The sequence below is a fragment of the Alicyclobacillus sp. CIJ1 genome, assembly GCF_057538885.1.
This window is the reverse complement of record NZ_BAAJPH010000068.1, coordinates 151,078-173,006: the sequence shown is the minus strand read 5'-3', so window position 1 is coordinate 173,006 and position 21,929 is coordinate 151,078. Positions and strand designations below refer to the sequence as shown.

Genomic DNA, 21,929 nt, shown 5'->3' with positions numbered 1-21,929 from the left:
GCCCGTGCTGCCCGTGCTGCCCGTGCTGCCCGTGCTGCCCGTGCTGCCCGTGCTGCCCGTGCTGCCCGTGCTGCCCGTGCTGCCCGTGCTGCCCGTGCTGCCCGTGCTGCCCGTGCTGCCCGTGCTGCCCGTGCTGCCCGTGGTGCCCGTGCTGCCCGTGCTGCCCGTGCTGCCCGTGCTGCCCGTGCTGCCCGTGCTGCCCGTGCTGCCCGTGCTGCCCGTGCTGCCCGTGCTGCCCGTGCTGCCTGTGCTGCCTGTGCTGCCTGTGCTGCCCGTGGTACCCGTGCTGCCCGTGCTGCCCGTGCTGCCCGTGCTGCCTGTGCTGCCTGTGCTGCCCGTGCTGCCTGTGCTGCCCGTGGTACCCGTGCTGCCCGTGCTGCCCGTGCTGCCGACGTTCACAGCAATTCCGCCGAGCGAGCCTTGGGCAGAAGCACCACCGCCTGACGAGCCCACGTTCACGCCCGCGCCCACTGCGCCGCTCCCGCTCGCGCTGCCGCCTGACGAGCCCACGTTCGCACCCACGCCCACTGCGCCGCTCCCGCTCGCGCTGCCGCCTGACGAGCCCACGTTCACACCCGCGCCCACTGCGCCGCTCCCGCTCGCGCTGCCGCCTGACGAGCCCACGTTCGCACCCGCGCCCACTGCGCCGCTCCCGCTCGCGCTGCCGCCTGACGAGCCCACGTTCACGCCCGCGCCCACCGCGCCGCTCCCGCTCGCGCTGCCGCCCGACGAGCCCACGTTCACGCCCGCGCCCACCACGCTGCCGCTTCCGGTAGACGCCCCTCCTGACGACAAGCCATTCAGTGCAATGCCAAGCGGCCCACTCGCCGTCGCACTCCCGCCCGAAGACAGCGCATTCACGGCGATCCCGACCGGACTATCCGCCGCTGCGCTCCCACCTGTGGCAAGTGCGTTGACCGAGACGCCCACCGGGCCCGACGCCTGCGCCTGCCCGCCCGAAGCCAGCAAGTTCAGGTCGATGCTCACCACGCCCTTGGACGTTGCCGACGTCCCGCCGCCGCTCGATCCAGTCGAAGCACCTAAACTTGAACCACCCGACGATGCGCTGGTTGCGTTTCCGCCCCCCTGACTGCTTCCGGTGGCCGCGCCTGCCCCACCCGAAGACGCTGCCAAATTCCCTCCAGAACCCGAATTTTCGTGAGACAAACCAAGGGAGAGCCCGACGTTGAGAAGACCCCCCGATCCCGGCGTTGAACTCGACGAGCTCGTCGGCAACAGATTCACCTGCACGCCGAGCCCTTGCGACCCGCCCAGGTTCAGATTCAGCCCCAGGAGTCCCCCCTGCGACTCCGCGGCCGCTGATGTCGTCGCGGCGAAGGCCGAATGCCCACTCACTCCAAGCGCCACTGCGCCCACCGCGGTCCCCAAAACGACCGACCACGCCTTGATCATGTCCACCCTTCCCTTCTCTTTTTCAGAGAATCGAATCGATTCCCACATTTGTGGAGGTAGCCTGCATTGTACGCCGCGCACGACGGTTCCAACATCCCTCGTCCTCGGCATCGCGCCTCCCGAAAATGAGGGAGCGGCTGTGGAGTCACAGCCGCTCAATCACCGTTCCCGTCGCCATCCCGAATCCGATGCACATCACCTGCAGACCGTACCGCCCACCGGTGTCCTCGAGCTCGTGCAGGAGCGTCGTCATGATGCGCGCGCCGCTCGCCCCCAGCGGGTGCCCGAGCGCAATGGCGCCGCCGCGTGGGTTCACCCTCGCCATGTCCGGCTCAATCTCCCGCTTCCAAGCGAGCACCACCGACGCAAACGCCTCGTTGATTTCGATCACGTCGATGTCCTCCAGCTTGAGCCCAGCGCGATCGAGCGCCTTTCTCGTAGCCGGAATGACACCTGTCAGCATGATGACCGGATCCACGCCCACCACCACGCGCGACACAATGCGCGCCCGAGGCTTCAGGCCGAGCTTGGCCGCTTTTTCTCCGGACATGAGGAGCACGGCCGCCGCGCCGTCCGAGATTTGGCTCGCGTTACCCGCCGTGACGCGCCCATCCGGGCGAAACGATGGTTTGAGTCCAGCCAGCTTCTCCATGGACGTATCGCGGCGGATCCCTTCGTCGTGCGTCACCGTCACCTTCTCGGGGCCGACATTCTCCACCGGCACCCGCTCCCGGTCGAACAGGCCCGCGTCCTCCGCCCGCGCCGCCTTCTGATGGCTCTCGAGCGAGAACGCATCCATCTCTTCGCGGCTGATTTGCCACTTGTCCGCGATCATCTCCGCCGAGAAACCCTGCGGTACAATCTGAAATCGCTTGGTGAGCGCCGTCGAGAACTTGCCGAGATCCGTGCCCATCGGCACCCGGCTCATGCTTTCCACGCCGCACGCAATGACCACGTCCATGTCACCGGCCAAAATGGCCTGCGCCGCGTTATGGATGGCCTGCTGACTCGAACCGCACATGCGGTTGAGCGAAAAGGAGGGAACCTCCACGGGAAGCCCGGCCGCCAGCACGGCCATCCGGCCGATGTTGCCGCCCTGCTCGCCCGTCATCGTCACACAGCCCGTCACCACGTCCTCAATCTCCATCGGATCAAGCTGATTTCGCTCCACCAGCGCCTTCAGCAAAGGCGCCAACAGATCCACCGGATGAACGGAAGACAGGCTCCCGTTCTTCCGGCCAATCGGCGTGCGAATCGCGTCGACAATCACCACCTCGCGCTGCACGAGCACACCTCCTTTAGTTTTGGTCATCTGACCGCTCTCGTCATCTGGTCAGAACGTGAACAGGTCGATCCCGCCGCACACCGGCAGCCCCACGCCCGTGATGTAACGCGCCTTGTCGGAACACAGGAACACAATGGCGTTCGCCACATCTTCGGGCTCGCCAGGGCGACGGAAGGCGGTTCGCTGAATCATGCGCTCGTTCATCTGCTTGTTTCCCATGCGGAACGCCTCGGTGTTGATGATGCCTGGCACGATGGCGTTCACCGTGATGCCGTACCGCGCCCCCTCGAGCGCCATGCTCTTGGTGAAGCTCAGGATGCCGCCCTTGGTCGTTGCGTAGCTCGCCTGCCCGAAGCCGCCCTGGATGCCGACGATGGAGGACATGTTGATGATCCGGCCAAAGCCCTGCTCCTTCATGTAGGGCCACACGGCCTTCGTGCAGTTGTACGTGCCCGTGAGGTTCACGCGCAGGTCGCGCTCCCAAAGGTCGTCTCGCTGATTCTCGATCTGCGAGACGTGATCCAGCGTGCCCGCATTGTTGATGAGGATGTCGATCCGGCCGAGCTCTTCCTTGACGCGGGCAAACACCTCGCGGACCTGATCCCGATCCGTCACGTCCATCTTAATGGCGAACGACCGGCGGCCCATCTGGCGGATCTCCTCGGCGGTTTTCTCCGCGTACACCACCTTCGTGCTCTGCATCACTTGTGCCAGCGGGCCGTACTGCTTGGCCGCCTGCGCGCTCGATTCGTCACTTTCAAGGAGAATATCGGTAATGACCACGTCCGCACCGGCCTCGGCCAGCGCGAGCGCGTCCGCGCGCCCGAGCCCACGCGAGGCACCGGTTACAACAGCGACCTTGCCCTTTAAGAGCTGATCCCACGACGACATGTTCCATCCCCCCGTGTTTCATGCTTTGGCCGCAGCGTCTTTAAGAAACTTCGCCGGGCGCTTCTGCAAGAAGGCCGCGATGCCTTCGAGCGGTTCGCCCGTGGTGAAGGTGCGCTCGAAGTTCTCCGCCTCGACGGCGAGGCCGTGATCGAGCGGAACGGCGGCGTCCATCGCCTGCTTGGCGAGGCCCATCGCAAATACCGCGCGCTCGCTCAGGCTCTCGGCGAACGCGATGACCTCCTCGCGCAGCCGCTCCGGCTCGACGGCCTTCGTGATGAGGCCGACGGCTTCCGCCTCCTCCTTCGACAGCCGCTTGGCGAAGAAGATGAGCTCCGTGGCCTTCGCGCGGCCGAGGAGCAGGGTCATGCGCTGCGTGCCGCCCGCGCCCGGGATGAGCCCGAGCGACACCTCGGTGAGCCCGATGGTCCCGCCGCTCATGAAGCGGAAGTCGCAGGCGAGCGCCAGCTCACAGCCCCCGCCGAGGGCGTGCCCGTGAATGGCCGCAATCACCGGGCGGGGAAACTTCGCGATGCGATCGAAGACGCGCTGCATCCGGCTCGCGGCGTCCCGGATGGCTCCTCCCTGTCCGGCGTACTTGCTCGCGTTTTGCGTCATCATCTTGAGATCCGCGCCTGCCACGAAGTTCTTCGGGTGATTCGAGCCGATGACCAGCACGCGCGCGGATCGGTCCGCCTCGAGCTCCGTGAGGAGCTGGTCGAGATCGTCCACAAGCGCGTCGGAAATGGCGTTGGCCGGCGGATTGTCAATCGAGGCCCAGACCACACCCTTGTCGAGGCGCTCGAGTTGCAGCGTGGCATACGACATGGATCCACCTCCTTACAGCCGCAGGCCGTGCGGCTCGTACAGCCGCCGGGCCACAATGAGGTGTTGAATCTGGTTGGTCCCCTCGAAGATGTCGAACACCTTGACGTCTCGATACAGCTTCTCCACCAGGTGCCCATCGAGGCCAATGGGCCCCATAATCTCCAGGCAATCCGCGCACACTTCCAGCGAGATGCGCCCCGCGTGCGCCTTGCACATGGCTGCTTCCTTGGCGTTCGGCTGGCCGAGATCCGCCTTCCACGCGGCCTCCCAGGTCAAAAGCCTCGCGGCGTGAATCTTCGCGTCCATTTCGCCCAGCTTCGCGAGCACGTCGTGTCGCACGCGCTGCCCGCGGGGGTACTCCTGCTTCACGAATTCGAGCGTGTACTCGTATGCGGCGCGCGCGATGCCCACGGCCATCGCGGCCACGATGGGTCGGGTGCTGTCGAAGGTGGACATGGCGACGCGGAATCCCGACGATCCGGCGCGGTTCTCGTAGTGCGCCTCGCCGCCGAGCAGGTTGTCGATGGGCACGAAGCAATCCTCGAACACGAGCTCCGCCGTTTCCGAGGCGCGCAGGCCCATCTTGTGCGCGACGCGGGTACAGGTGAATCCGGGCGTGCCCTTCTCCACGACAAACGCGCGGTGGCCCGCTCTGCCGAGCGACGGATCGACCGTGGCAAACGCCACCACCCAGGACGCGCGGCCGCCGTTCGTGATGTACACCTTGTGGCCGTTGAGCACGTATCCTCCGTCCACTTTCTTGGCCGACGTCCGGATGCCCGACACGTCCGATCCTGCGCCTGGCTCCGTCAGCGCGTAGGCGCCCCAGCGCGGCTCCTCGCGCGTGAAGATGCCGAGAAACCGCTCCTTCTGCTCGGGCGTTCCCGTCGACATGACCGGCGGTCCGCCCAGGCCCGGCCCCGGCAGCGACAGCGCGATGGCCGGATCGCCCCAGGCAAGCTCTTCCGCCGCGATGACGCCAAGCCGGTTGGCCTGTCGCTCGCGCGGCTCCTTGCGAGGCGCGTCGTCCTTCTTCTTGCCGGCGTCCCCGCCAAAGTTGGACATGCTGAGCGTAATGCCCATGCGGTTCACCTTGCGCAGCCATTCGTCCGGCACGCGCTCTTCCTGGTCCGCGAGAAGCGAAATGGGCCGCATCTCGTGCTCCGCGAACCAGTGCACCATGTCGCGGACCTGCTTTTGCTGGGGACTGAGCTCGAAGTCAATCACACCAGGACACCTTCCTTCTCTGTGAGGCCCAGCGCGCGGCTTCCCGCCCGTTCAAACCACTCCATCTCTTTCCCGTACAGCACGGCCTGGGCCTGGGCGTCTCGCATCCACTTCTCGACCGGATACTCCTGCAGGTAGCCGGCGCCGCCCAGCATCTGCACACCCTGGTTCGTGACGAATCGCGCGCTGCGAAGCGCGTAGGCCAGGGCCCGCGCCGCGTCCTGCATCGCTTCCGCTCCGCGGCTGTCCACGGCGTGTGCGGCCTGCCACACGAGGTTGCGGGCAGCCTCGGTCTCAATCGCCATATCCGCCACCGTGAAGGAAACGCCCTGAAATTTCGGAATCTCCTGGCCGAACGCTTTGCGCTGGCTCGTGTACTCGATGGTGTATTCCAGGGACGCGCGCATGACGCCGACGCACTTCGCGGCCTCGAGCACGGCCACGCGGGCCTTCGCGCCCGCAATCACTTGCTCGGCCTCGTCGCCGCGCAACAACACGTCCTCGGGCCGGACGATGGTCCCCTCGAACCCGATTCTGCCGATGTGCGCGGCGAGCAGCCCGAGCCGCACATCTCCCGCGTCTTCCGACCACTCGGCCGCCGTCCGGTCGAGCCAGGCGACAATCGCCTCGCCCCCCGGCGCCAGGAAGCTCACGAGCAACTGATCCGCCCCGAGTGCCGAGCGCCGCGGAAACGCCACGCCTTCCAGCCGGAAACCGCTTCGCTCGACGATCACGGCGACCTCACCGGGTTCCACATGAATCCATGGCACCCGCTGCGCAGCGCCATCCGCCAGTTCGAGCCGCTCCGGGTGTGGGAGAAGCCGCATCACGGAAGCGCTATCGCAAAGCCCGGGCATGCCTTGAACTATGCCGAGATCGCCAAAAGCGAGTGCCTCCAGGACCTGAACCTGCGAGACGAGGGGAAGTTCTGCGCCCGCGAGGCTCTCCGGAAGTTCAAGGGAGAGCAGGCCGAGATCGTGCGCCGCGGACACCACGTCATCGGAGGGCGTCCTGGCCTTTTCCGCGTCCCGCGCGGACTCGCGCAGGCGATTGCGGGCAAACTCGCCCGCCACCTCGACGAACGCGCGCTCCTCATCTGTCGGGAGAAATGAGATCATGGAATTCCCTCCTAAGGTCAAGCGAACTGAATGGTCTTGGCCATCTCCCGCAGTTTCTTTTTATCCACCTTGCCGATGAGGTTTTTCGGCAAATACGGGACAAACTGAACCACCTTCGGCGTCTTGTACTTCGCGAGGTGCTCTTGACAGTACGCGATGAGCTCTTCCTCGGTCACGTCGGCGCCCTTCTTGCGCACGACGTAGGCCACGACTTCCTCGCCCATGCGCTCGGACGGCGCGCCCACCACCGCGACCTCTGCAACCGCTGGATGCTGACTGAGAAGTTCTTCGAGATCGCTCGGATAGATGTTGAAGCCCCCGCGGATGATCACGTCCTTCTTGCGATCCACGATGTACACGTACCCCTCTTCGTCGAGCCGCGCCATATCCCCCGTGAGCAGCCAGCCATTCCGGAACACCTTCTCCGTCTCCTCGGGCAGATTGTGATAGCCCGGGGAGACGTTCGGACCGCGTACCGCCAATTCGCCGATCTCGCCGGGCGGAAGAGGATTGCCGTCGTCGTCGAGCACGGCCACCTCTACACCGGGAAGCGGAAGGCCGACGGAACCCGGCTTCGCGGGCTTGTCGAAACGGGGCGCCGTCACGACAGGCGCAGCCTCCGACAACCCATATCCCTGGAACACGAGGCAATGGAACTTTTCCTCGAACGCCTTGCGCACCGATTCGGGCAGCGGTGCGGAGCCCGAGATGCAGACCGAGAGCGAAGACAGGTCGTATTTGTCCGCGTCAGGATGGTGGAGGAGCGCGTGAAACATGGCGGGCACCGCCGTGAAGTGCGTCACGCGATAACGCTCAATGGCCTGAAACACCAGGACCGGATCGAAGTAGGGCAGCAGGACGTCCAGTTCGCCCAGGCAGAGCGCGGTGTTCATCATCGTGAAGCCGAAGGCGTGCGAGAGGGGCAGAATGCCGAGCCCAACCCGCTTCTCGACCTTCAACACGTACTGTTCGGCGAGATCGGCGGCGGCGCGCGCATTGGCACACAAGTTGTGATGCGTCAGAATGACGCCTTTCGGCTTGCCTGTAGTGCCACTCGTGTACAGAATCACCGCGGGCTGATGGTCCTCCACCTGAACATTGGGGCGCTCCGCAGGATAGTGAGACAGGACGGTCTCGAAGCCTTCCACGCCGGCGTCGTCCACCGACCGAACCACCGGCGGATCGGCGAGGTCCTGAATGGCCTGCTGGATCTTGGGCTTCAGGACTTCGCAGGTGATCACGAGCTTAGGATTCGAGTCCTGAATGATGTACCGCACCTCGGACGCCTGCAAGAGCGGCATCACAGGCACGGCCACAGCCCCCGCCTTGGCGATGGCGTAAAACGCAATCACCACCTCCGGGCGGTTGGGCATCGTCACCATCACCGCATCTCCGGGTCGAACGCCGAGCGCCTGCATGTGATGAGCCAACTGCGAGGACAGGGCCGCCAATTCCGCGTTGGTGTACACGCGCCCCTCGTACACCAGGGACTCGTACGTTCCGAACCGGCGCTGATTGTCCTCTAATAATTGAACGAGATTCATCTCTCATCTCGCCCTTCCGGAAATTTCTCACGGCGGACGCGCCGAGCCGCCCGCGCATCCTCCGATCCGCGGCCCGGCGCGCATGCCTGATCCAGTCCGTCAGTTGTTCGCGGCCGTGTAGGCGCTGAGCACGGTCTCCAGCTGCATCGCGAGGCCGAGATCGCCCTCGACGCGGAGCTTGCCGCTCATGAACGCGGCCGTGCCGTTCAGATTGCCCTGCAGCATGTCCTTGAAGTCGTTCGAGTCCATCTCGAGCGTGCAGTTCGCGACCTCCTGCTCGCCCTCGACCGCGTACGCCTTGTCGGGTTTCAGAATGAGCTGATAGGTGCCGGGATCGTCACCGGTGATGTTGAATTGATAGACGGCCTCCAAGCCTCCGGTGCGCGAAGGATCTGCCGACAGCGCCTGGTTGATGAGATCGAAAATCTCCTTCGTCGACGGTGTGGTGGTCATGTTCATCGCCTCCTGAATCTTTCGATGGATGCGGGTGCGAAGCGAGTTCGCTTCAAAAACCCGTCCGGTCGTTGATGCCATTGTATCGCCTGGCAAGCGCTTTCCCATCCCGAGGAATCCGGGGAGTTGGGGGATGCCCTCCCCTGAACTCGGGGTCGCGAAACCCGGTTTGGCTACATCTCGGTGTAGAGGGGCTCTTCCTCGAGCTCGAGGGGAGCGTCCACCCGCGCCACGCCGGATCGAACTGCGGCTGCTTGCACGGCGCGGCTCACGGCCGGGACGACGTTCGGGTCGAACGGGCTCGGGATGATGTACTGTTCCGACAACTGCTCTTCCGGCACGCACTCGGCGATGGCAAGGGCCGCCGCCTGTTTCATCTCCTCCGTGATATCCCGCGCGCGGACATCCAGCGCGCCGCGGAACATGCCGGGAAAGCAGAGCACGTTGTTGATTTGGTTCGGGTAGTCGGATCGGCCCGTCGCCATCACGCGCACGTGGCCCGCCGCCACCTCGGGCAGGATTTCCGGGATGGGATTCGCCATGGCAAACACAATGGGATCGCGCGCCATTTGTTTGACGTGATCGACGGTCAGGATGCCCGGGCCGGACACGCCGATGAACACGTCGGCGCCGCGAACGGCCTCTTCGAGGGTCCCACGCCGATTCTCGAAGTTCGTGTTCTCCGCGTACCACTGCTTCACAGGGTTGTCATAGCGGCGGCCGCGCTCGATGATGCCTACGCGATCCACGCCGACGATATGCCCCACGCCGGCCGCAAGCAGGATCTTGGTGCACGCCACGCCCGCCGCGCCGACCCCCGCCACGACGACGGACACGTCCTGCATCCGCTTGTTGACAATCTTCAGGGCATTGATGAGCCCAGCCAGCATGACGACCGCTGTGCCGTGCTGATCGTCGTGAAACACCGGAATGTCCAGCCGCTCCCGCAGGCGCTCCTCGATCTCGAAACACCGCGGCGACGAGATGTCCTCGAGGTTGATGCCGCCGAACGACGGCGCCATTCGCTCGACGGTGTCGACGATCTCGTCCACGTCCTGCGTGGCCAAGCAGATGGGGAAGGCATCCACGTCGGCGAACCGTTTGAACAGCATCGCCTTCCCTTCCATGACCGGCATGGCGGCCTCTGGTCCAATGTTGCCGAGGCCCAGCACGGCCGAACCGTCGCTCACGACCGCGACCGTGTTCTTGCGGATGGTGAATTCGAAGGCGCGATCGCGGCAATCGCGAATGGCCTCGCACACGCGCGCCACCCCGGGCGTGTACACAACGGCCAAGTCGTCGCGATCGACCACGGGCACCTTCAGGTGGGTCGCGATTTTGCCCCCCATGTGAGCCAAAAACGTCCAATCCAGCGTTTCGAGGCGTTTCACACCCGGGACCTCGTCCAGCGCTTGTTCAACAGCGCTTACGTCGGCCTCGGCGTCGACCGCGACCGTGATGTCGCGCACGCTGTCATCCGCATGCAGCGCGCGGGTCTCCATGGCGACGATCTCGCCGCCAGCGCGCACAATAGCGCCATGCACCTCCCCGAGCGCCGCGCCCGCCTCCAAGCGAACGCGAAACAAAACTCGAACATTGCCGGCACGCGTCAGTGTCACGTTCCACTCCCCCTGAGTTTTGGGCTGCGGCTTCGCCACCCGCATCCGCCTGGCGGCTTGAAACACAGAGCCGAAGCACCTATCTGATATATAACAGCTTGGTGCTATTGTAGCGCAGACCGCCGGCCCCGACCTCCCCGAAATATTGCAATATTGTGAACAACAATCCCGAACTTATGGGGTAGCCTTGGGGTTCTTCGCAGACGCGACCGCGGCGGGGGGACACGCTGCGGCCGCACCCCTTGAGGACCTTCAGTGGATGATGCGTTCGCGCATCGCCTTGGCAACTGCTTCTGTGCGGTTTTTCGCCCCTAGTTTCCGCAAAATAGAGCTCACATGCTCCGTCACCGTATAGTCGCTGATGTGCAGGGCGCGCCCAATTTCCTTCGTATCGACGCCGTCCGCGATGAGCTGAAGGATCTCGCGCTCGCGCTTGGTCAAGGTCGTGAGCGGCGTGATGGGAGCCGCACCCGCCTGCCGATACATCTGCATGACGATCATCCGCCCGGCCCTCGCCAACATGGCCTCGACCATGCGAATCGTGGCATTGTCCGGCGTGAACGGCCGCCCGCCGTGATCGAGCAGCATGATCCCGAGCATGCGCCGATGGTCAATCACCGGGCACACCAAGAGCGACGAGAGGTGAAACTTGTTCACGTAGGATTGCGGAAGGATGTTGCCTACGTCCTTCAGGAACACGGGCTTGGCGATTTGCACGAACTGGGTGAGCGAGGGAATATCGCGATCCGTCTGCCGGATTCGCATGATCTCTTCCACGTTCACGTTGTAGCCGTGCACGCCCTCCACCGTCTGAGTGATGGGATTGTACAAGAAGAGCGCGCTGCGCTTGAATCCGCCGCGCCGGCACACGTGTTCCACAACGCAGGTCAGAAGCTCGTTCATGTCGCCGGCCGACGCAAGGACGTCGTCGAACTCCAGCAGGACCTCGAGCAGTTCCGCGCGGCCACTGCCGTGCCCGCCGCGGACGTAGATGGAGAGCTGGAGCGCATTCTGGATCCATTGCGCGGTCTGGCGGAAGCGGCGAATCGTGAGCGGATCGTGCCGCGCCTCTGCGACCGCGTACAGGTTGTCCCCGACGGCGGCCACAAAGGGCGATCCGTCCGCTAGCGCCTTTCGCACCTGTTCCGTCCGCTCGGGATGTGGCGCCTCGGCCGTCCACATGCGAGTCTCCGGCACGTAGAGCGCAGACTCCTCGACGTTCACCTGAGGTCTCGTCCGAGCGAGCGCGAACCACTTCCAGTCGCACTCGGCGCTCAGCACGTTCAGCCAGTTCACGAGCGGCGCGTCACACATGTACTGCGTGCGGGCCGCAAGCTTCGCCGGGAAGTATCCTTCAGAAAGCGCCTCGCGGGCGAGATCGAAGCAGAGCCGATGCGCGAAGCGCACAAATGACTCGATCTGAGCCGGCTCGACCATCCGCCACGCCATGGAGATCATCAACTCTTCCAGGAACCCGACCACGACCAAGACGTCCGAAGCCATGACGCTCGGCTGGGCGCGCATGACCTCGGCCTGAAACGCGCGGACGAGCGCCTGCTCATCGGTGAGAGCGCTTTCAATATTTCTCAGAAGAAACTGAAAAAGGTGCGTCAAAACAGGCTGTGTGACTTCCGGAATCTCGAGCCGCGCCATGCGCAGGCTCCAGTTCATGCGGCACTCCGCTTCCTGCGCCTGCAGCGTTTGCAACACCGACTGCAGTGTTTTTTTTGGAAGCGATTCTCCTGACGGCGGAAGCGGCGACGGACGACTCATCGTACATCCCCCTTCGGGCAGCCAGAGCGACAACCTTGGCAAGTGATATCCTGATGATACGTCGCCCCATCTCAAGTTCAGAACCGAGCCATTCTCTCGAATTTCCTCACATCCGCACGCACCATGGAGTATTAGCGACATTATAGAGGAATTCGCACGGGGAAACAAGAAAAGGATATCGCTTGCCTGTCTGAGCACAACGGCCCCGGGGGAGAGTGGAGGTGCCGTTGCCCGGTGGCGCCTCGAAGACGCGCGCATGACCCCGCAAGCTGGGCAACGGCGAGCGCAGGCGGTCAGGTCATGGAGAGCGTCATGACCGGGATATCCGCATGCGACGTGGTGAGATAACCGTCGATGGTAAACTCGACGCGAGACAACTCGAGATGAGGCAGTGTGCTACCGGCAAGCAGGAGGAGGACGTCCCGCTTATTTCGGAAGCTGCCAATGCTCGCGAGGTTGCGGAGAACGGAGGTTTGGATCTTGGTCTGGCCGACTTTGACCACGCCCCCCGACGCGATGGACATCGTGTGGCCGTCCGCCGTCCGCGCAATATGCATGCCCTCGATGGTGGCGGATTGGAACGACAAGGTGTTCGTGAGCACATTCAGCCTGGCCTGATTCGCTTGGATTCTCGTTGCCTTGAGCAGAAACGGCGCCGGAGAGCTCACGGGATCACCCCTCTTTGCAGGTCATGCGCTTGTTGCCTTAGCTCACGGTCATCTGCATGCTGGGCATTTGAATATTTTGGGTGTTCATAGACGTATCGATGGTCAAGTTGACGTTGGTGAGCACAAGCGTCGGAATGGGCTTCTGAATCAGCGCGTCCGCGAGGACGACTGCGACGCTCGGCGACTGCACGTGAAAGAGCGATCCAATGTCGTCTTTGAGCGTGCTGAACAGCGACGTCTTGATGACCGTCTGCCCCGCCGAAGCCGTTCCGTTGACGGCGATGGTATACGTGTGCCCGCCCGCCGTGTAGGTCAAGCTCATCCCCTGGATGGAAGCACTTGAGAACGACATCGACTCACCCAGAATGCTGATGACCGCGTTCTGCGCGATGATTTCGGACGCCCGAAGCGTGAAGGGAACCCTTCCGGGAAGAAGCGTCCCCGCGCGGGGCACCGAAGCTGGCATGAGCGTCATGGCGCACGCGGCTGCGGCCGCCGCGAGGCCCGCCGCCTTCGCGCGGCGCCTGGACCCGGCTTCCCACACACTCGAAAGCCTCATGCTCATCCCCCCTGCCCCTGGATTGGATTGGGGAGCGGCGGGCGCCCGCTCCCCATGGAACGCGTGAACCAGCGATGCGAATCAGGTGCCGTTTGAAGTGCTTGAGCCAGAGGAGCTCGAAGAACTGCTCGACGCAGGCGTGATCGAGAGCGACATGCCCGGCAGCGTGATGCTCTGGGTGCTGAGGTACGGGACCTGCAGGGTCGCGTTGTTCATCTGGAGCTGGCTGCCGGACAGCGTGCCCGTCGAAGCGTCCATCGAAAGGCCTTGCGGGAAGCTCGTGTCGCCGCCGAGGCTCGACGCGTACACCGTCATGCCCGTCGCCTGCACCGGCGTGCTACCGGTGCCGGCGCTAATGTTAATATTGAACGTGCCAAGTGGCGTGTTAATTTGCTTGGTAATGGTCATGTTCTGCAGCGTGCCGTTCATCACAATCTGAGCCGCGCCTTGCTGCTGATTCGGCACCTGCCCCGGCGCCAGGCTGAACCCTGAGCCGTTGATGCTCGACGCCTGAACCGTGAACGGAATCGGAAGGTTCACGGCAGCGGACACCACCCCGTTCATCACCATGCCAGTCAACGCGCCGATACCTGCCACGCCACCGGCCAACACGCCGGCAAACACCTTCCAATTCGTGCGCCCTTCCATGGGTATCGCCATTTCTGGATACATCGTGAACCCCTCCTTAAGAATTCGCTTACATACCTCTTCATGAGAGATGGTTTATGCGGAAGCGGAAGGCGTGTTAGGAAGATTCGGCGCCTTCGGTTTGGAGCTTTTCTGCTTCTTCGGCTGCACTGGGCGCCACGCCACCGCCATCGCACCACCCACAAGGCTGAGCAACATGCCGACAAACAGGCCGCCAAACGACGCTACGACGAGAGACACCAGCGCGAGCACCACCGTGATACTGCCGGTCAGCATCGCGTAGAAAGGAAACACCCATTCCAACAGGCCCATGATGAAAATCAGGATGCCGACCGCTGCGCCGATGGGCACACTGGACTGCGAAAACGCGACGACATGCAACAGACTCACCGGCCCTGCGGCCACGATGGCGCCCCCGAGCATCGAGAGCAACCCCGCCGTGAACGGCCGCGTTCGCCGCCAATGGCGAAAGCCCTTGCGCGCGGGCTGCACTGGCGTGGTTTCCGTCGCTTCCACGTCGACAATCACGCCAGTCTCTCGCGACTTGGGGCTGGACTCAGGCGCGGGCGTGACCGACACCGTTTCCGGCTCCATGGCAACCATTCCTCCTCTTCGCGGCGTCGCCTGCACTCGCTTTCCCTTGCGGCGCCTATCCTCGTCCGGCAGGCGGAGCGGATCGCCGCGCACAATCTGAGTGGGCGTCAGCGCGCCTGGCGGCACGTCTTCCAAATCGTTGTTGCAAGCGTTTTCGATTGGACCGGCAGAATCCGCGTCATCGCCCCCCTCTTGGGCTTTGGCAGTCTCCTGCGCATGCTCCTTCGCGGCGGCTGGGAGCAAAAGCGCCGGGTCGACCGCCTCATGGCGCCTCCTCCGCGGGCGCGGCGCCTCGGCCGGTGCAGTGGCGGCATCTTCCTCCGGCGGATTCGGCGAACCCAGGACTTCGCCGGCTGCAATTGCGCGTTCGCCTTCCTGCACGCCTGCCGACGCCTGCTGCGGAGCACGGCCCTCTGCCTCATCCGACGGCGGGCGCTTTTCACTGTCGACCGCCGTTGAATGCCGTTCGGAACCCGACCGCCGCGCCTCCGTCGCGGCCGATGAACCATCCGCAGCACGCGTTCCGAGCTGCAAGAATACGTTTTCACGCCACTCCGTCATGGCCGTTGGATCGGGCCCCGGCCAACGGGTGGGCGTGATGGCGTACTGAAGCACGTGCGGCTTCGGCTGCGCCTGGCCATCCCCCGCGGCTTCCGCGCTGCGGGCGCCTTCGCCTTCGTTTGGATTCGCGGTCGCCATTGGTCTCAACCCCCTCGATCGCCTGAATCCCCGAAATCCGGGTGCTCTCGCTCGACGCGCCTGCAACCTCAGCTCGGTGAATCGCGGGGTTTGAGCTTATGCTAATACGCGGCGAGCGCTCCCCCCATCCCTTCGGCGTGGGAACTTTACTCCGAGAAATAAGGGGTTGCCCCGGTTCGACACATCCTGACAATAGTGTTGAGAGGAGGGATTCTTAGTGACACTATCGCTCCAATCTTCTGAATCTGTCAAGACGATCGCGCCGAAGACCTACCCCTTGGTCCTCATCCACGGCCTTCGGAACGCACACCGCTGGACGGAGGCGTTCTTGCGGCGATGTCTGGCCATCTGGGGGTCGGATCGCGTCTTTGTGGTGCATTTGAACCGAAGCGATCGCGTCTGGAGCGAGGAATACCCCGAGGGATACGTGCATTTCGCCGGGACCCTTCACCAAGGGGCCGGCTGCGACACCGTGGAGCGGCAGTTTGAGTACCTGTGCCGCAAGCTCGATCTCCTGGAGGCCCAGTGCGGGCTCACCCGCCCGTTCGACGTGATCGCGCACAGCATGGGAGGGCTCGTGCTGAGAAGGTACGCGAGCGAGTTCCCGAGCGACGTGGCAGCGGCTGTGACGCTTGGAACGCCTTACGGCGGAGCGCCCATGGCGCGGGACTTCCTGTGGTTCGGCTACTGCGTGGGCGCTGGCCGCGCGTTCCGCAATCTGACCCCGCGGTTTGTCCAGGACTTTGTCCGGCGACACCCGTGGCCGAGCGGCGTCCCCCTCTACACCGTGCGCGGCATTCACCGCGGCGTCAGCTGGGGGGTAGGCGGCGAACTGTTCATCGGCACCCTGTACCATTTTTTCATGCGCCGCTCGTCGGATGGACTCGTCCCTGTGGACCACGCGCTCTGCCCGGAAAGCCAACACTTGGCCGATCTCGCCGACCACAATCACCTTCATCTCGTCTCCGACCCCAAGGTGGCCGATCTCTGTGCTTCCGTGCTCCCCTGATCCCTGGCTTCTGGGGTTCAACGCTTCGATTCACCGCGAAGTCAGGGATGGCTGCCTCCAGGCCTGCCCCGTATGGTAGGGGTAGAATTCGATGCACTGGAGGCGACACCCATGGCATTGACGGAAACGCCACGCGTTTTTCAGACGACGAGCGAGAAGCGCTTGAACCACAGCATTCTGCCCATGCGGTTGTATCACAAGGCGAAGAAGCTTGGCACGTGGGATCCGCGGGACATCGATTTCACGAAGGACAAGGAAGACTGGCAGGGGATGAACGAAGCCGAGCGCCGCGTCATCCTCCGCCTGTGCTCGTTGTTTGTCGCCGGAGAGGAAGCGGTTACACTCGACCTGTTGCCGCTCATCATGGCGGTGGCGCGCGAAGGGCGCCTGGAGGAAGAGATGTACCTCACGACGTTCCTCTTCGAAGAGGCCAAACACACGGAAGTGTTTCGTCGTTTCCTCGACGAAGTGGCTGGTGAAACGTCGGATCTGTCCGTTTTTCACAAAGACCATTACCGCAAGATTTTCTATGAATACCTGCCGCAGGCCATGGGCCGCTTAGTGCATGATCCATCCCCCGAGGCGCAGGCGGAAGCCTCTGTCACCTACAACATGGTGGTGGAGGGTGTACTCGCGGAGACTGGCTACTACGCGTTCTACACCGCGCTGCAAAAGGAAAACAAGTTGCCCGGACTCATCCAAGCCATCCGTCTGCTTCAGCGCGACGAGTCCCGGCACATCGGCTACGGCACATACCTGCTGTCGCGGCTCATCAGCGAGAACGCCCATATCTGGGACGTCGTCAACCGGCGGATCAACCTGCTGTTGCCGCACGCCATCGGGGTGGTCCAGGATCTGAACGCCGAACTCGACACGGAGGAAGCCCAGAAACTCGCCGAAGAACTCGGCATCACCGATGTACCCTTCGGACTGAACCCAGACGAATTTGTCGCCTACGCGCAGAAGCAGTTTGCCACTCGCCTCGGCGTCCTGCAGCGCGCCCGCGGCAAATCTGTCGATGAAATCTATTACTACACCGAGGAGACCGTCGGCGTCGAGCAGTGATCGCCTGGCCGCGTCGGCGAAGTCTGGCGCGGCCCCCTAACCTGCGTGGCCGTGCCTCTCACGGCCTCTGGCTCTCCATCCCCAAGTCCGGAGCTGAACGCCTGCCGTTCAGCTCTTCTTTTGTACCGCGATGAAACCTACCGCGCATCGCGGCCGCCCGTGTCCACGCCATCTCGGCCGAACCTCTGCCGTGAAGCGCCCCCGAGCGCTTCCCCTCTACTTTTCCATCTCGTCCGCGAGCCGCACGAAGTCCGCGAGCGACAGTTGCTCGGCGCGCGCTCCAGGGTCAATCCCGGCCGCGACCACCTTCTGGCGCACCCACTCCTTCGGCATGCCGAGTCCTGCGGCCAAGGCGTTCTCTAGCGTCTTGCGCCGCGTCCCGAACGCCGCTCGCACGACGCGAAACAGCGCCTCCTCGTCCGCCGCGCGCACGGCGGGGCGCTTGTCGCAGTCGATCTCGACCACAGCCGAGTCCACCCCGGGCTGCGGCAAAAAGGCGCTCGGCGGGACATTGAACAGCCGCCGCACCTCCCCGCGATACTGCACGCCGACCGACAGCACGCCGTAGTCCTTGCTGCCAGGCCTGGCCACCATGCGGTCTGCCACTTCCCTCTGCACCATCACCACGGCGCGCGACACCGGCAGCCCCGATTCGAGCACCTGAAACAGGATGGGCGTGGTCACGTAATACGGCAGGTTCGCCGCAAAGACCAGCCGATCCCCTTCATCGAGCCGCGGCGCAACGAGCGCTCGGAGATTCACCCTCAGGCAATCCTCGTACACCACCTCGGCGTTCTCATGCGGAGCGAGCACCTCGTCCAGCACCGGGCGCAGGCTCTCGTCCTTTTCAATCGCCACCACGCGCTTCGCCCATGCGGCGAGCGCCGCCGTCAGCGCGCCAAGTCCCGGCCCCACCTCGAGCACCACCGTGCGCGCATCCGGTTCCACCGCGCGCACAATGCCGTCCAGCACGCGCGCGTCCACGAGAAAGTTTTGCCCATAGCCCTTCTTCGCGATCACGCCATGCCGGCGCAGCAGTTCCTTTACCTCGCGCGCGGACACTGCGGTCATCCATCCAACCTCCTGACGGCCTCTTCAAACGCTTCGCGCGTGACGCCGTACGCGTTCAGCTTGTGCAAAAACGCCTTCGCGTTGCCGTAGCCGATGCCAAGCCACTCCCCGAGCCTCTCGCGCCGGCTGGCCGCATCCGGATGATGGACGAGCCGGTGGCGGACGAGATCGTCCAAGGTGAATTCGGGCGTCTCACCAGAACTTTGCTCAGCCGGGGGCGTGTCGCGACCGCGCGCCTCGATGAGCGCCTGGCGAACGTCCTCGGCGCTCGCGTGCTCAATCCCGATGCCGCGACTCGACGCGGCGCTCGCTCTGCCAACATGGGCGTGCAGGAGGCCCGGCACCAGCTGGTCCAACCGGCGCCGGAGGCGCTCCCCCGCGCCGTCCGGGTCCGTCAGCACAATGGCGCCGCGCACCTCGACCGCGCGCCGGAGCAGATCCACCGTGCGGCGGCTGACGCGATCGCCGCCCAGAATGAGCACCTCGGCGTCGACCGCCTCATCCACCCGCTGTTTGTCGTGCAGCCCCTCCACCACCACGACCTCGCGCAGCTTCGGGCGCGAATCGGTCATGCTTCCACCTTCCCGAACAGGCGATGCGCGTTCCGCCACGTGATTTCGGCGATCTCGTCCACCGGCACGCCGCGGCTCGCGGCGAGCGCCTCGGCGACGAGCGCCACGCGCGCAGGTTCGTTGCGCTTGCCGCGAAACGGGTGCGGTGAAAGATACGGGCTGTCGGTCTCAATGAGCAGCCTGTCCTCCGGCACGATGGCCGCTACCGCCCGGAGATCGTCCGACTTTTTGTAGGTGACGGGGCCGGCGAACGAGATGTACATGCCGAGCTGGACGGCCCGGCGCATGACTTCCTCGCGCTCGTTGAAGCAGTGCATCACGCCGCCCGCCGCGTCCCCGGGCCGGGTGCGAGCCAACAGAGCCAACACGTCTTCGGTCGACTCGCGGTTGTGCACGATGATGGGCAGCCCCACGCGCTTGGCCAGCTCGATTTGTTTCTCCATGACCTCCTGCTGCACGGGGCGCGGCGCGGAGTCCCAGTAATAGTCGAGGCCTATCTCGCCGATGGCCACCACCTTCGGATGCTGCGCCATACGCTCAATCTCGTCGTACGCGCCTTCCGGCACGTCGCCCGCCGACTCGGGGTGGATGCCGACGGCCGCGTACACGCCGTCGTGCGCTTCCGCGATGCGGATGACCTCGCGGCAGGTGGCGAGATCGACCGCCGGCACCACGATGCGCTCGACGCCCGCCTCGCGCGCGCGCGACAGGACATCGTCGAGATCGTCCGCGAAGCGGCCGTCCATCAGGTGGCAGTGGGTGTCAAACAGCCTCACTTCACAATCGCTCCGTTCGGCATGCTGTCCGGCACCGTCACAATGGAGAGCGTATCTCCCTCGGACGCGCAGAGGATCATGCCGAGCGAGTCCTGACCGCGCAGTTTGACGGGCTTCAGGTTGGCCACGACGACCACCTTTTTGCCCACGAGCTCCTCGGGCTTGTAGTACTTCGCAATGCCGGACACGATTTGGCGCGTTTCACCGCCGAGATCGACCTGAAGCACGAGCAGTTTGTCGGCGTTCGGGTGCTTCTCGCAGGCGAGCACCTGGCCGACGCGCAGCTCCACTTTGTCGAAGACGTCGATGGTGATCTCGTCCTTGTGCACCACGTTGCTGGTCTCCTCGAGCTTCGATTCCGCGCTGGCCTGCTGGGCTGAACCTGTCATCTCCGTCAAGATCTCAATCTCCTTTTCCACATCGAGTCTCGGGAACAGGGGCTCCCGCTCGGCCACCCTTTGCCCGCTCGGGCCGACGCCCATTTCGGCGCTGTCCCACGCAAACGCCTCTTCTCCCCAGCCGAATTGCTCGCGGATGGCCTTCGGCGCATCCGTCATGAAGGGCTGCACGAGGATGGCGGAGACGCGAATGGCCTCGACCATATGGTACAACACGGTCGCGAGCCGCTCCCGTTCGCCCTCCTTGTTCAGCTTCCACGGCTGGCAGTCGTCGATGTACTTGTTGGCCGCGCGCACGAGGTTCCAAAGCTCCGCGAGCGCCACCGAGAACTGGAGCTGGTCCATGTTCTCCTCGACCTTCGCCTTGACCTCGGCGGCGAGATCGCGAAGGGCGCGATCGACGTCCGTGAGCGATCCCGGCGCGGGCACCACGCCGTCGTTGAACCGGTTCAGCATGGCGGCGGTGCGGTGGACGAGATTGCCGAAGTCGTTGGCGAGATCGTAATTCAGCCGCTCGACCATGCCCTCGGGCGTGAACGTCCCGTCCTGCCCGAACGGGATCTCGCGCAGCAGGAAGTAGCGGAACGCGTCTCGGCCGTACCGGTCCACGAGCGAGAGCGGGTCGATCACGTTCCCCTTCGACTTCGACATCTTGCCGCCCTTGACGAGGAAGAATCCGTGGCCGAACACTTTCTTCGGCAGGGGCAGGCCAAGGGCCATGAGGATGATGGGCCAGTACACCGCGTGGAAGCGGACGATGTCCTTGCCGACGACGTGGACGTCCGCAGGCCAGTAGCGCTCGAACTTCGCGCGCTCATCCGCGTCGTCCGAGAGATAGCCGATGGCCGAGATGTAGTTGACGAGCGCGTCGAGCCACACGTACACCACGTGCTTCGGATTGGAGGGCACGTGCACGCCCCAGTCGAACGAGGTGCGTGAGACGCAGAGATCCTGCAACCCAGGCTCGATGAAGTTCTTGATCATCTCCGTCTTGCGCGAGATGGGCTCGATGAAGCCCGGGTTTTCCTCATAGTATTGCAGCAGGCGATCCACGTATTTGCTCATGCGGAAGAAATACGACTCTTCGCGGACGAACTGGACCTCGCGCCCGCACTGCGGACACCTGCCGTCCACGAGTTCCCGCTCCGCCCAGTACGACTCGCAAGGCGTGCAGTACCACCCCTGATACTCGGAGAGGTAGATGTCGCCCTGCTGAAGCAGGCGCTCGAAGATCTGCTCGACCACGCGCTCGTGACGCGCCTCCGTGGTTCGAATGAAATCGTCGTAGGAGATGTCGAGCTTCTTCCACAGGTCCTGAATCCAGGCGATGATGGGGTCCAGAAACGCCTTCGGCTCGAGCCCGGCCTGCTCCGCGCGCTGCTGGATCTTGAGGCCATGTTCATCGGTGCCGGTGAGGAAGAAGACGTCGTAGCCCCGCAGGCGCTTGTAACGCGCGATGGCGTCGGCGGCCACGGTGGTGTACGCGTGGCCGATGTGAAGCTTGTCGTTCGGGTAATAAATGGGCGTTGTGACGTAGAAGGTCGGTTTCACGCACATCCCCGCCTTTCAATCGTGTACTCGCGCGGACGGCGCCGCGCGGCTCATAAAAAAACCCCGTCCCGCATTGGGACGAGGATTGCTCGTGGTACCACCCAACTTCGCGCGAACAGCTCGCGCCTCGTTGCGGCCGAGCGCGACATAGCCCGGCCTGTTCGATAACGG

The 21,929-nt window shown here is 64.2% G+C and carries 20 protein-coding genes; 3 read left to right on the top strand and 17 right to left on the bottom strand.

Annotated elements, in window-relative coordinates; genetic code table 11:
- Positions 1–1,090, top strand: a 1,090-nt coding sequence (locus AC27E8_RS06420; RefSeq protein ID WP_487111370.1) for a hypothetical protein, incomplete at its 5' end; no start/stop codon positions are given.
- 468 nt (positions 1,091–1,558) lie between these two features.
- Here the strand turns inward: AC27E8_RS06420 and AC27E8_RS06415 are convergent.
- The 13 genes from AC27E8_RS06415 to AC27E8_RS06355 all read right to left on the bottom strand — a co-directional run bounded on the left by AC27E8_RS06415 (position 1,559) and on the right by AC27E8_RS06355 (position 15,316).
- Positions 1,559–2,725, bottom strand: a complete 1,167-nt coding sequence (locus AC27E8_RS06415) for a thiolase family protein (protein ID WP_487097220.1) — start codon at positions 2,723–2,725, stop codon at positions 1,559–1,561.
- Between the two features lie 21 nt (positions 2,726–2,746).
- The gene (locus tag AC27E8_RS06410; protein ID WP_487097222.1) at positions 2,747–3,589 is read right to left on the bottom strand and encodes an SDR family NAD(P)-dependent oxidoreductase; all 843 of its coding nucleotides are present in this window, start codon (positions 3,587–3,589) and stop codon (positions 2,747–2,749) included.
- A gap of 18 nt (positions 3,590–3,607) precedes the next feature.
- Positions 3,608–4,414 (bottom strand): enoyl-CoA hydratase/isomerase family protein, encoded by an 807-nt coding sequence (locus AC27E8_RS06405; RefSeq protein WP_487097224.1) that lies wholly within the window; start codon positions 4,412–4,414, stop codon positions 3,608–3,610.
- A 12-nt stretch (positions 4,415–4,426) separates the two neighbouring features.
- A complete protein-coding gene (locus AC27E8_RS06400; RefSeq protein WP_487097225.1) occupies positions 4,427–5,641 on the bottom strand; it encodes an acyl-CoA dehydrogenase family protein in 1,215 nt (404 codons plus the stop codon).
- Positions 5,638–6,759: an acyl-CoA dehydrogenase family protein gene (locus tag AC27E8_RS06395; RefSeq protein WP_487097227.1), complete on the bottom strand. Its 1,122-nt coding sequence runs from the start codon at positions 6,757–6,759 to the stop codon at positions 5,638–5,640. Before AC27E8_RS06395 ends, AC27E8_RS06400 begins: the two co-directional genes overlap by 4 nt.
- Before the next feature lie 17 nt (positions 6,760–6,776).
- Positions 6,777–8,303 carry a long-chain-fatty-acid--CoA ligase gene (locus tag AC27E8_RS06390; protein WP_014463074.1) on the bottom strand — a complete coding sequence of 509 codons (1,527 nt, stop codon included), beginning with the start codon at positions 8,301–8,303 and terminating at the stop codon, positions 6,777–6,779.
- 99 nt (positions 8,304–8,402) lie between these two features.
- Positions 8,403–8,756 carry an SCP2 sterol-binding domain-containing protein gene (locus AC27E8_RS06385; protein ID WP_008341152.1) on the bottom strand — a complete coding sequence of 118 codons (354 nt, stop codon included), beginning with the start codon at positions 8,754–8,756 and terminating at the stop codon, positions 8,403–8,405.
- 173 nt (positions 8,757–8,929) lie between these two features.
- Complete coding sequence (locus AC27E8_RS06380; RefSeq protein ID WP_487097228.1) at positions 8,930–10,375, bottom strand: NAD-dependent malic enzyme; 1,446 nt, start codon at positions 10,373–10,375, stop codon at positions 8,930–8,932.
- 252 nt (positions 10,376–10,627) lie between these two features.
- Positions 10,628–12,148 (bottom strand): LuxR C-terminal-related transcriptional regulator, encoded by a 1,521-nt coding sequence (locus AC27E8_RS06375; protein ID WP_487097229.1) that lies wholly within the window; start codon positions 12,146–12,148, stop codon positions 10,628–10,630.
- 293 nt (positions 12,149–12,441) lie between these two features.
- Complete coding sequence (locus AC27E8_RS06370; protein WP_487097230.1) at positions 12,442–12,816, bottom strand: hypothetical protein; 375 nt, start codon at positions 12,814–12,816, stop codon at positions 12,442–12,444.
- A gap of 37 nt (positions 12,817–12,853) precedes the next feature.
- Positions 12,854–13,375, bottom strand: coding sequence for a hypothetical protein (locus tag AC27E8_RS06365; protein WP_487097232.1), 522 nt, complete (start codon positions 13,373–13,375; stop codon positions 12,854–12,856).
- 81 nt (positions 13,376–13,456) lie between these two features.
- Complete coding sequence (locus AC27E8_RS06360; protein WP_487097233.1) at positions 13,457–14,047, bottom strand: DUF6230 family protein; 591 nt, start codon at positions 14,045–14,047, stop codon at positions 13,457–13,459.
- 51 nt (positions 14,048–14,098) lie between these two features.
- Positions 14,099–15,316 carry a DUF6114 domain-containing protein gene (locus AC27E8_RS06355; RefSeq protein WP_487097234.1) on the bottom strand — a complete coding sequence of 406 codons (1,218 nt, stop codon included), beginning with the start codon at positions 15,314–15,316 and terminating at the stop codon, positions 14,099–14,101.
- Between the two features lie 217 nt (positions 15,317–15,533).
- On the opposite strand from AC27E8_RS06355, the gene AC27E8_RS06350 reads away from it, so the two are divergent.
- Both AC27E8_RS06350 and AC27E8_RS06345 read left to right on the top strand, forming a co-directional pair.
- Positions 15,534–16,325, top strand: coding sequence for an esterase/lipase family protein (locus AC27E8_RS06350; RefSeq protein WP_014463066.1), 792 nt, complete (start codon positions 15,534–15,536; stop codon positions 16,323–16,325).
- A 111-nt stretch (positions 16,326–16,436) separates the two neighbouring features.
- Entirely contained in the window at positions 16,437–17,390 is a 954-nt protein-coding gene (locus AC27E8_RS06345; protein ID WP_014463065.1) for a R2-like ligand-binding oxidase, read from the top strand.
- 216 nt (positions 17,391–17,606) lie between these two features.
- Here AC27E8_RS06345 and rsmA read toward each other — a convergent pair whose 3' ends face one another.
- The 4 genes from rsmA to metG are packed head-to-tail and all read right to left on the bottom strand — an operon-like array spanning position 17,607 to position 21,764.
- Complete coding sequence (gene rsmA / locus AC27E8_RS06340; protein ID WP_487097236.1) at positions 17,607–18,461, bottom strand: 16S rRNA (adenine(1518)-N(6)/adenine(1519)-N(6))-dimethyltransferase RsmA; 855 nt, start codon at positions 18,459–18,461, stop codon at positions 17,607–17,609.
- Positions 18,458–19,033: a ribonuclease M5 gene (rnmV, locus tag AC27E8_RS06335; RefSeq protein WP_487097238.1), complete on the bottom strand. Its 576-nt coding sequence runs from the start codon at positions 19,031–19,033 to the stop codon at positions 18,458–18,460. The genes rsmA and rnmV overlap by 4 nt, the downstream gene beginning before the upstream one ends.
- Positions 19,030–19,809 (bottom strand): TatD family hydrolase, encoded by a 780-nt coding sequence (locus AC27E8_RS06330; RefSeq protein ID WP_487097240.1) that lies wholly within the window; start codon positions 19,807–19,809, stop codon positions 19,030–19,032. Before AC27E8_RS06330 ends, rnmV begins: the two co-directional genes overlap by 4 nt.
- On the bottom strand, positions 19,806–21,764 hold the full coding sequence (gene metG / locus AC27E8_RS06325) for a methionine--tRNA ligase (RefSeq protein WP_487097242.1): 1,959 nt from the start codon (positions 21,762–21,764) through the stop codon (positions 19,806–19,808). Before metG ends, AC27E8_RS06330 begins: the two co-directional genes overlap by 4 nt.
- Positions 21,765–21,929: the final 165 nt, after the last annotated feature.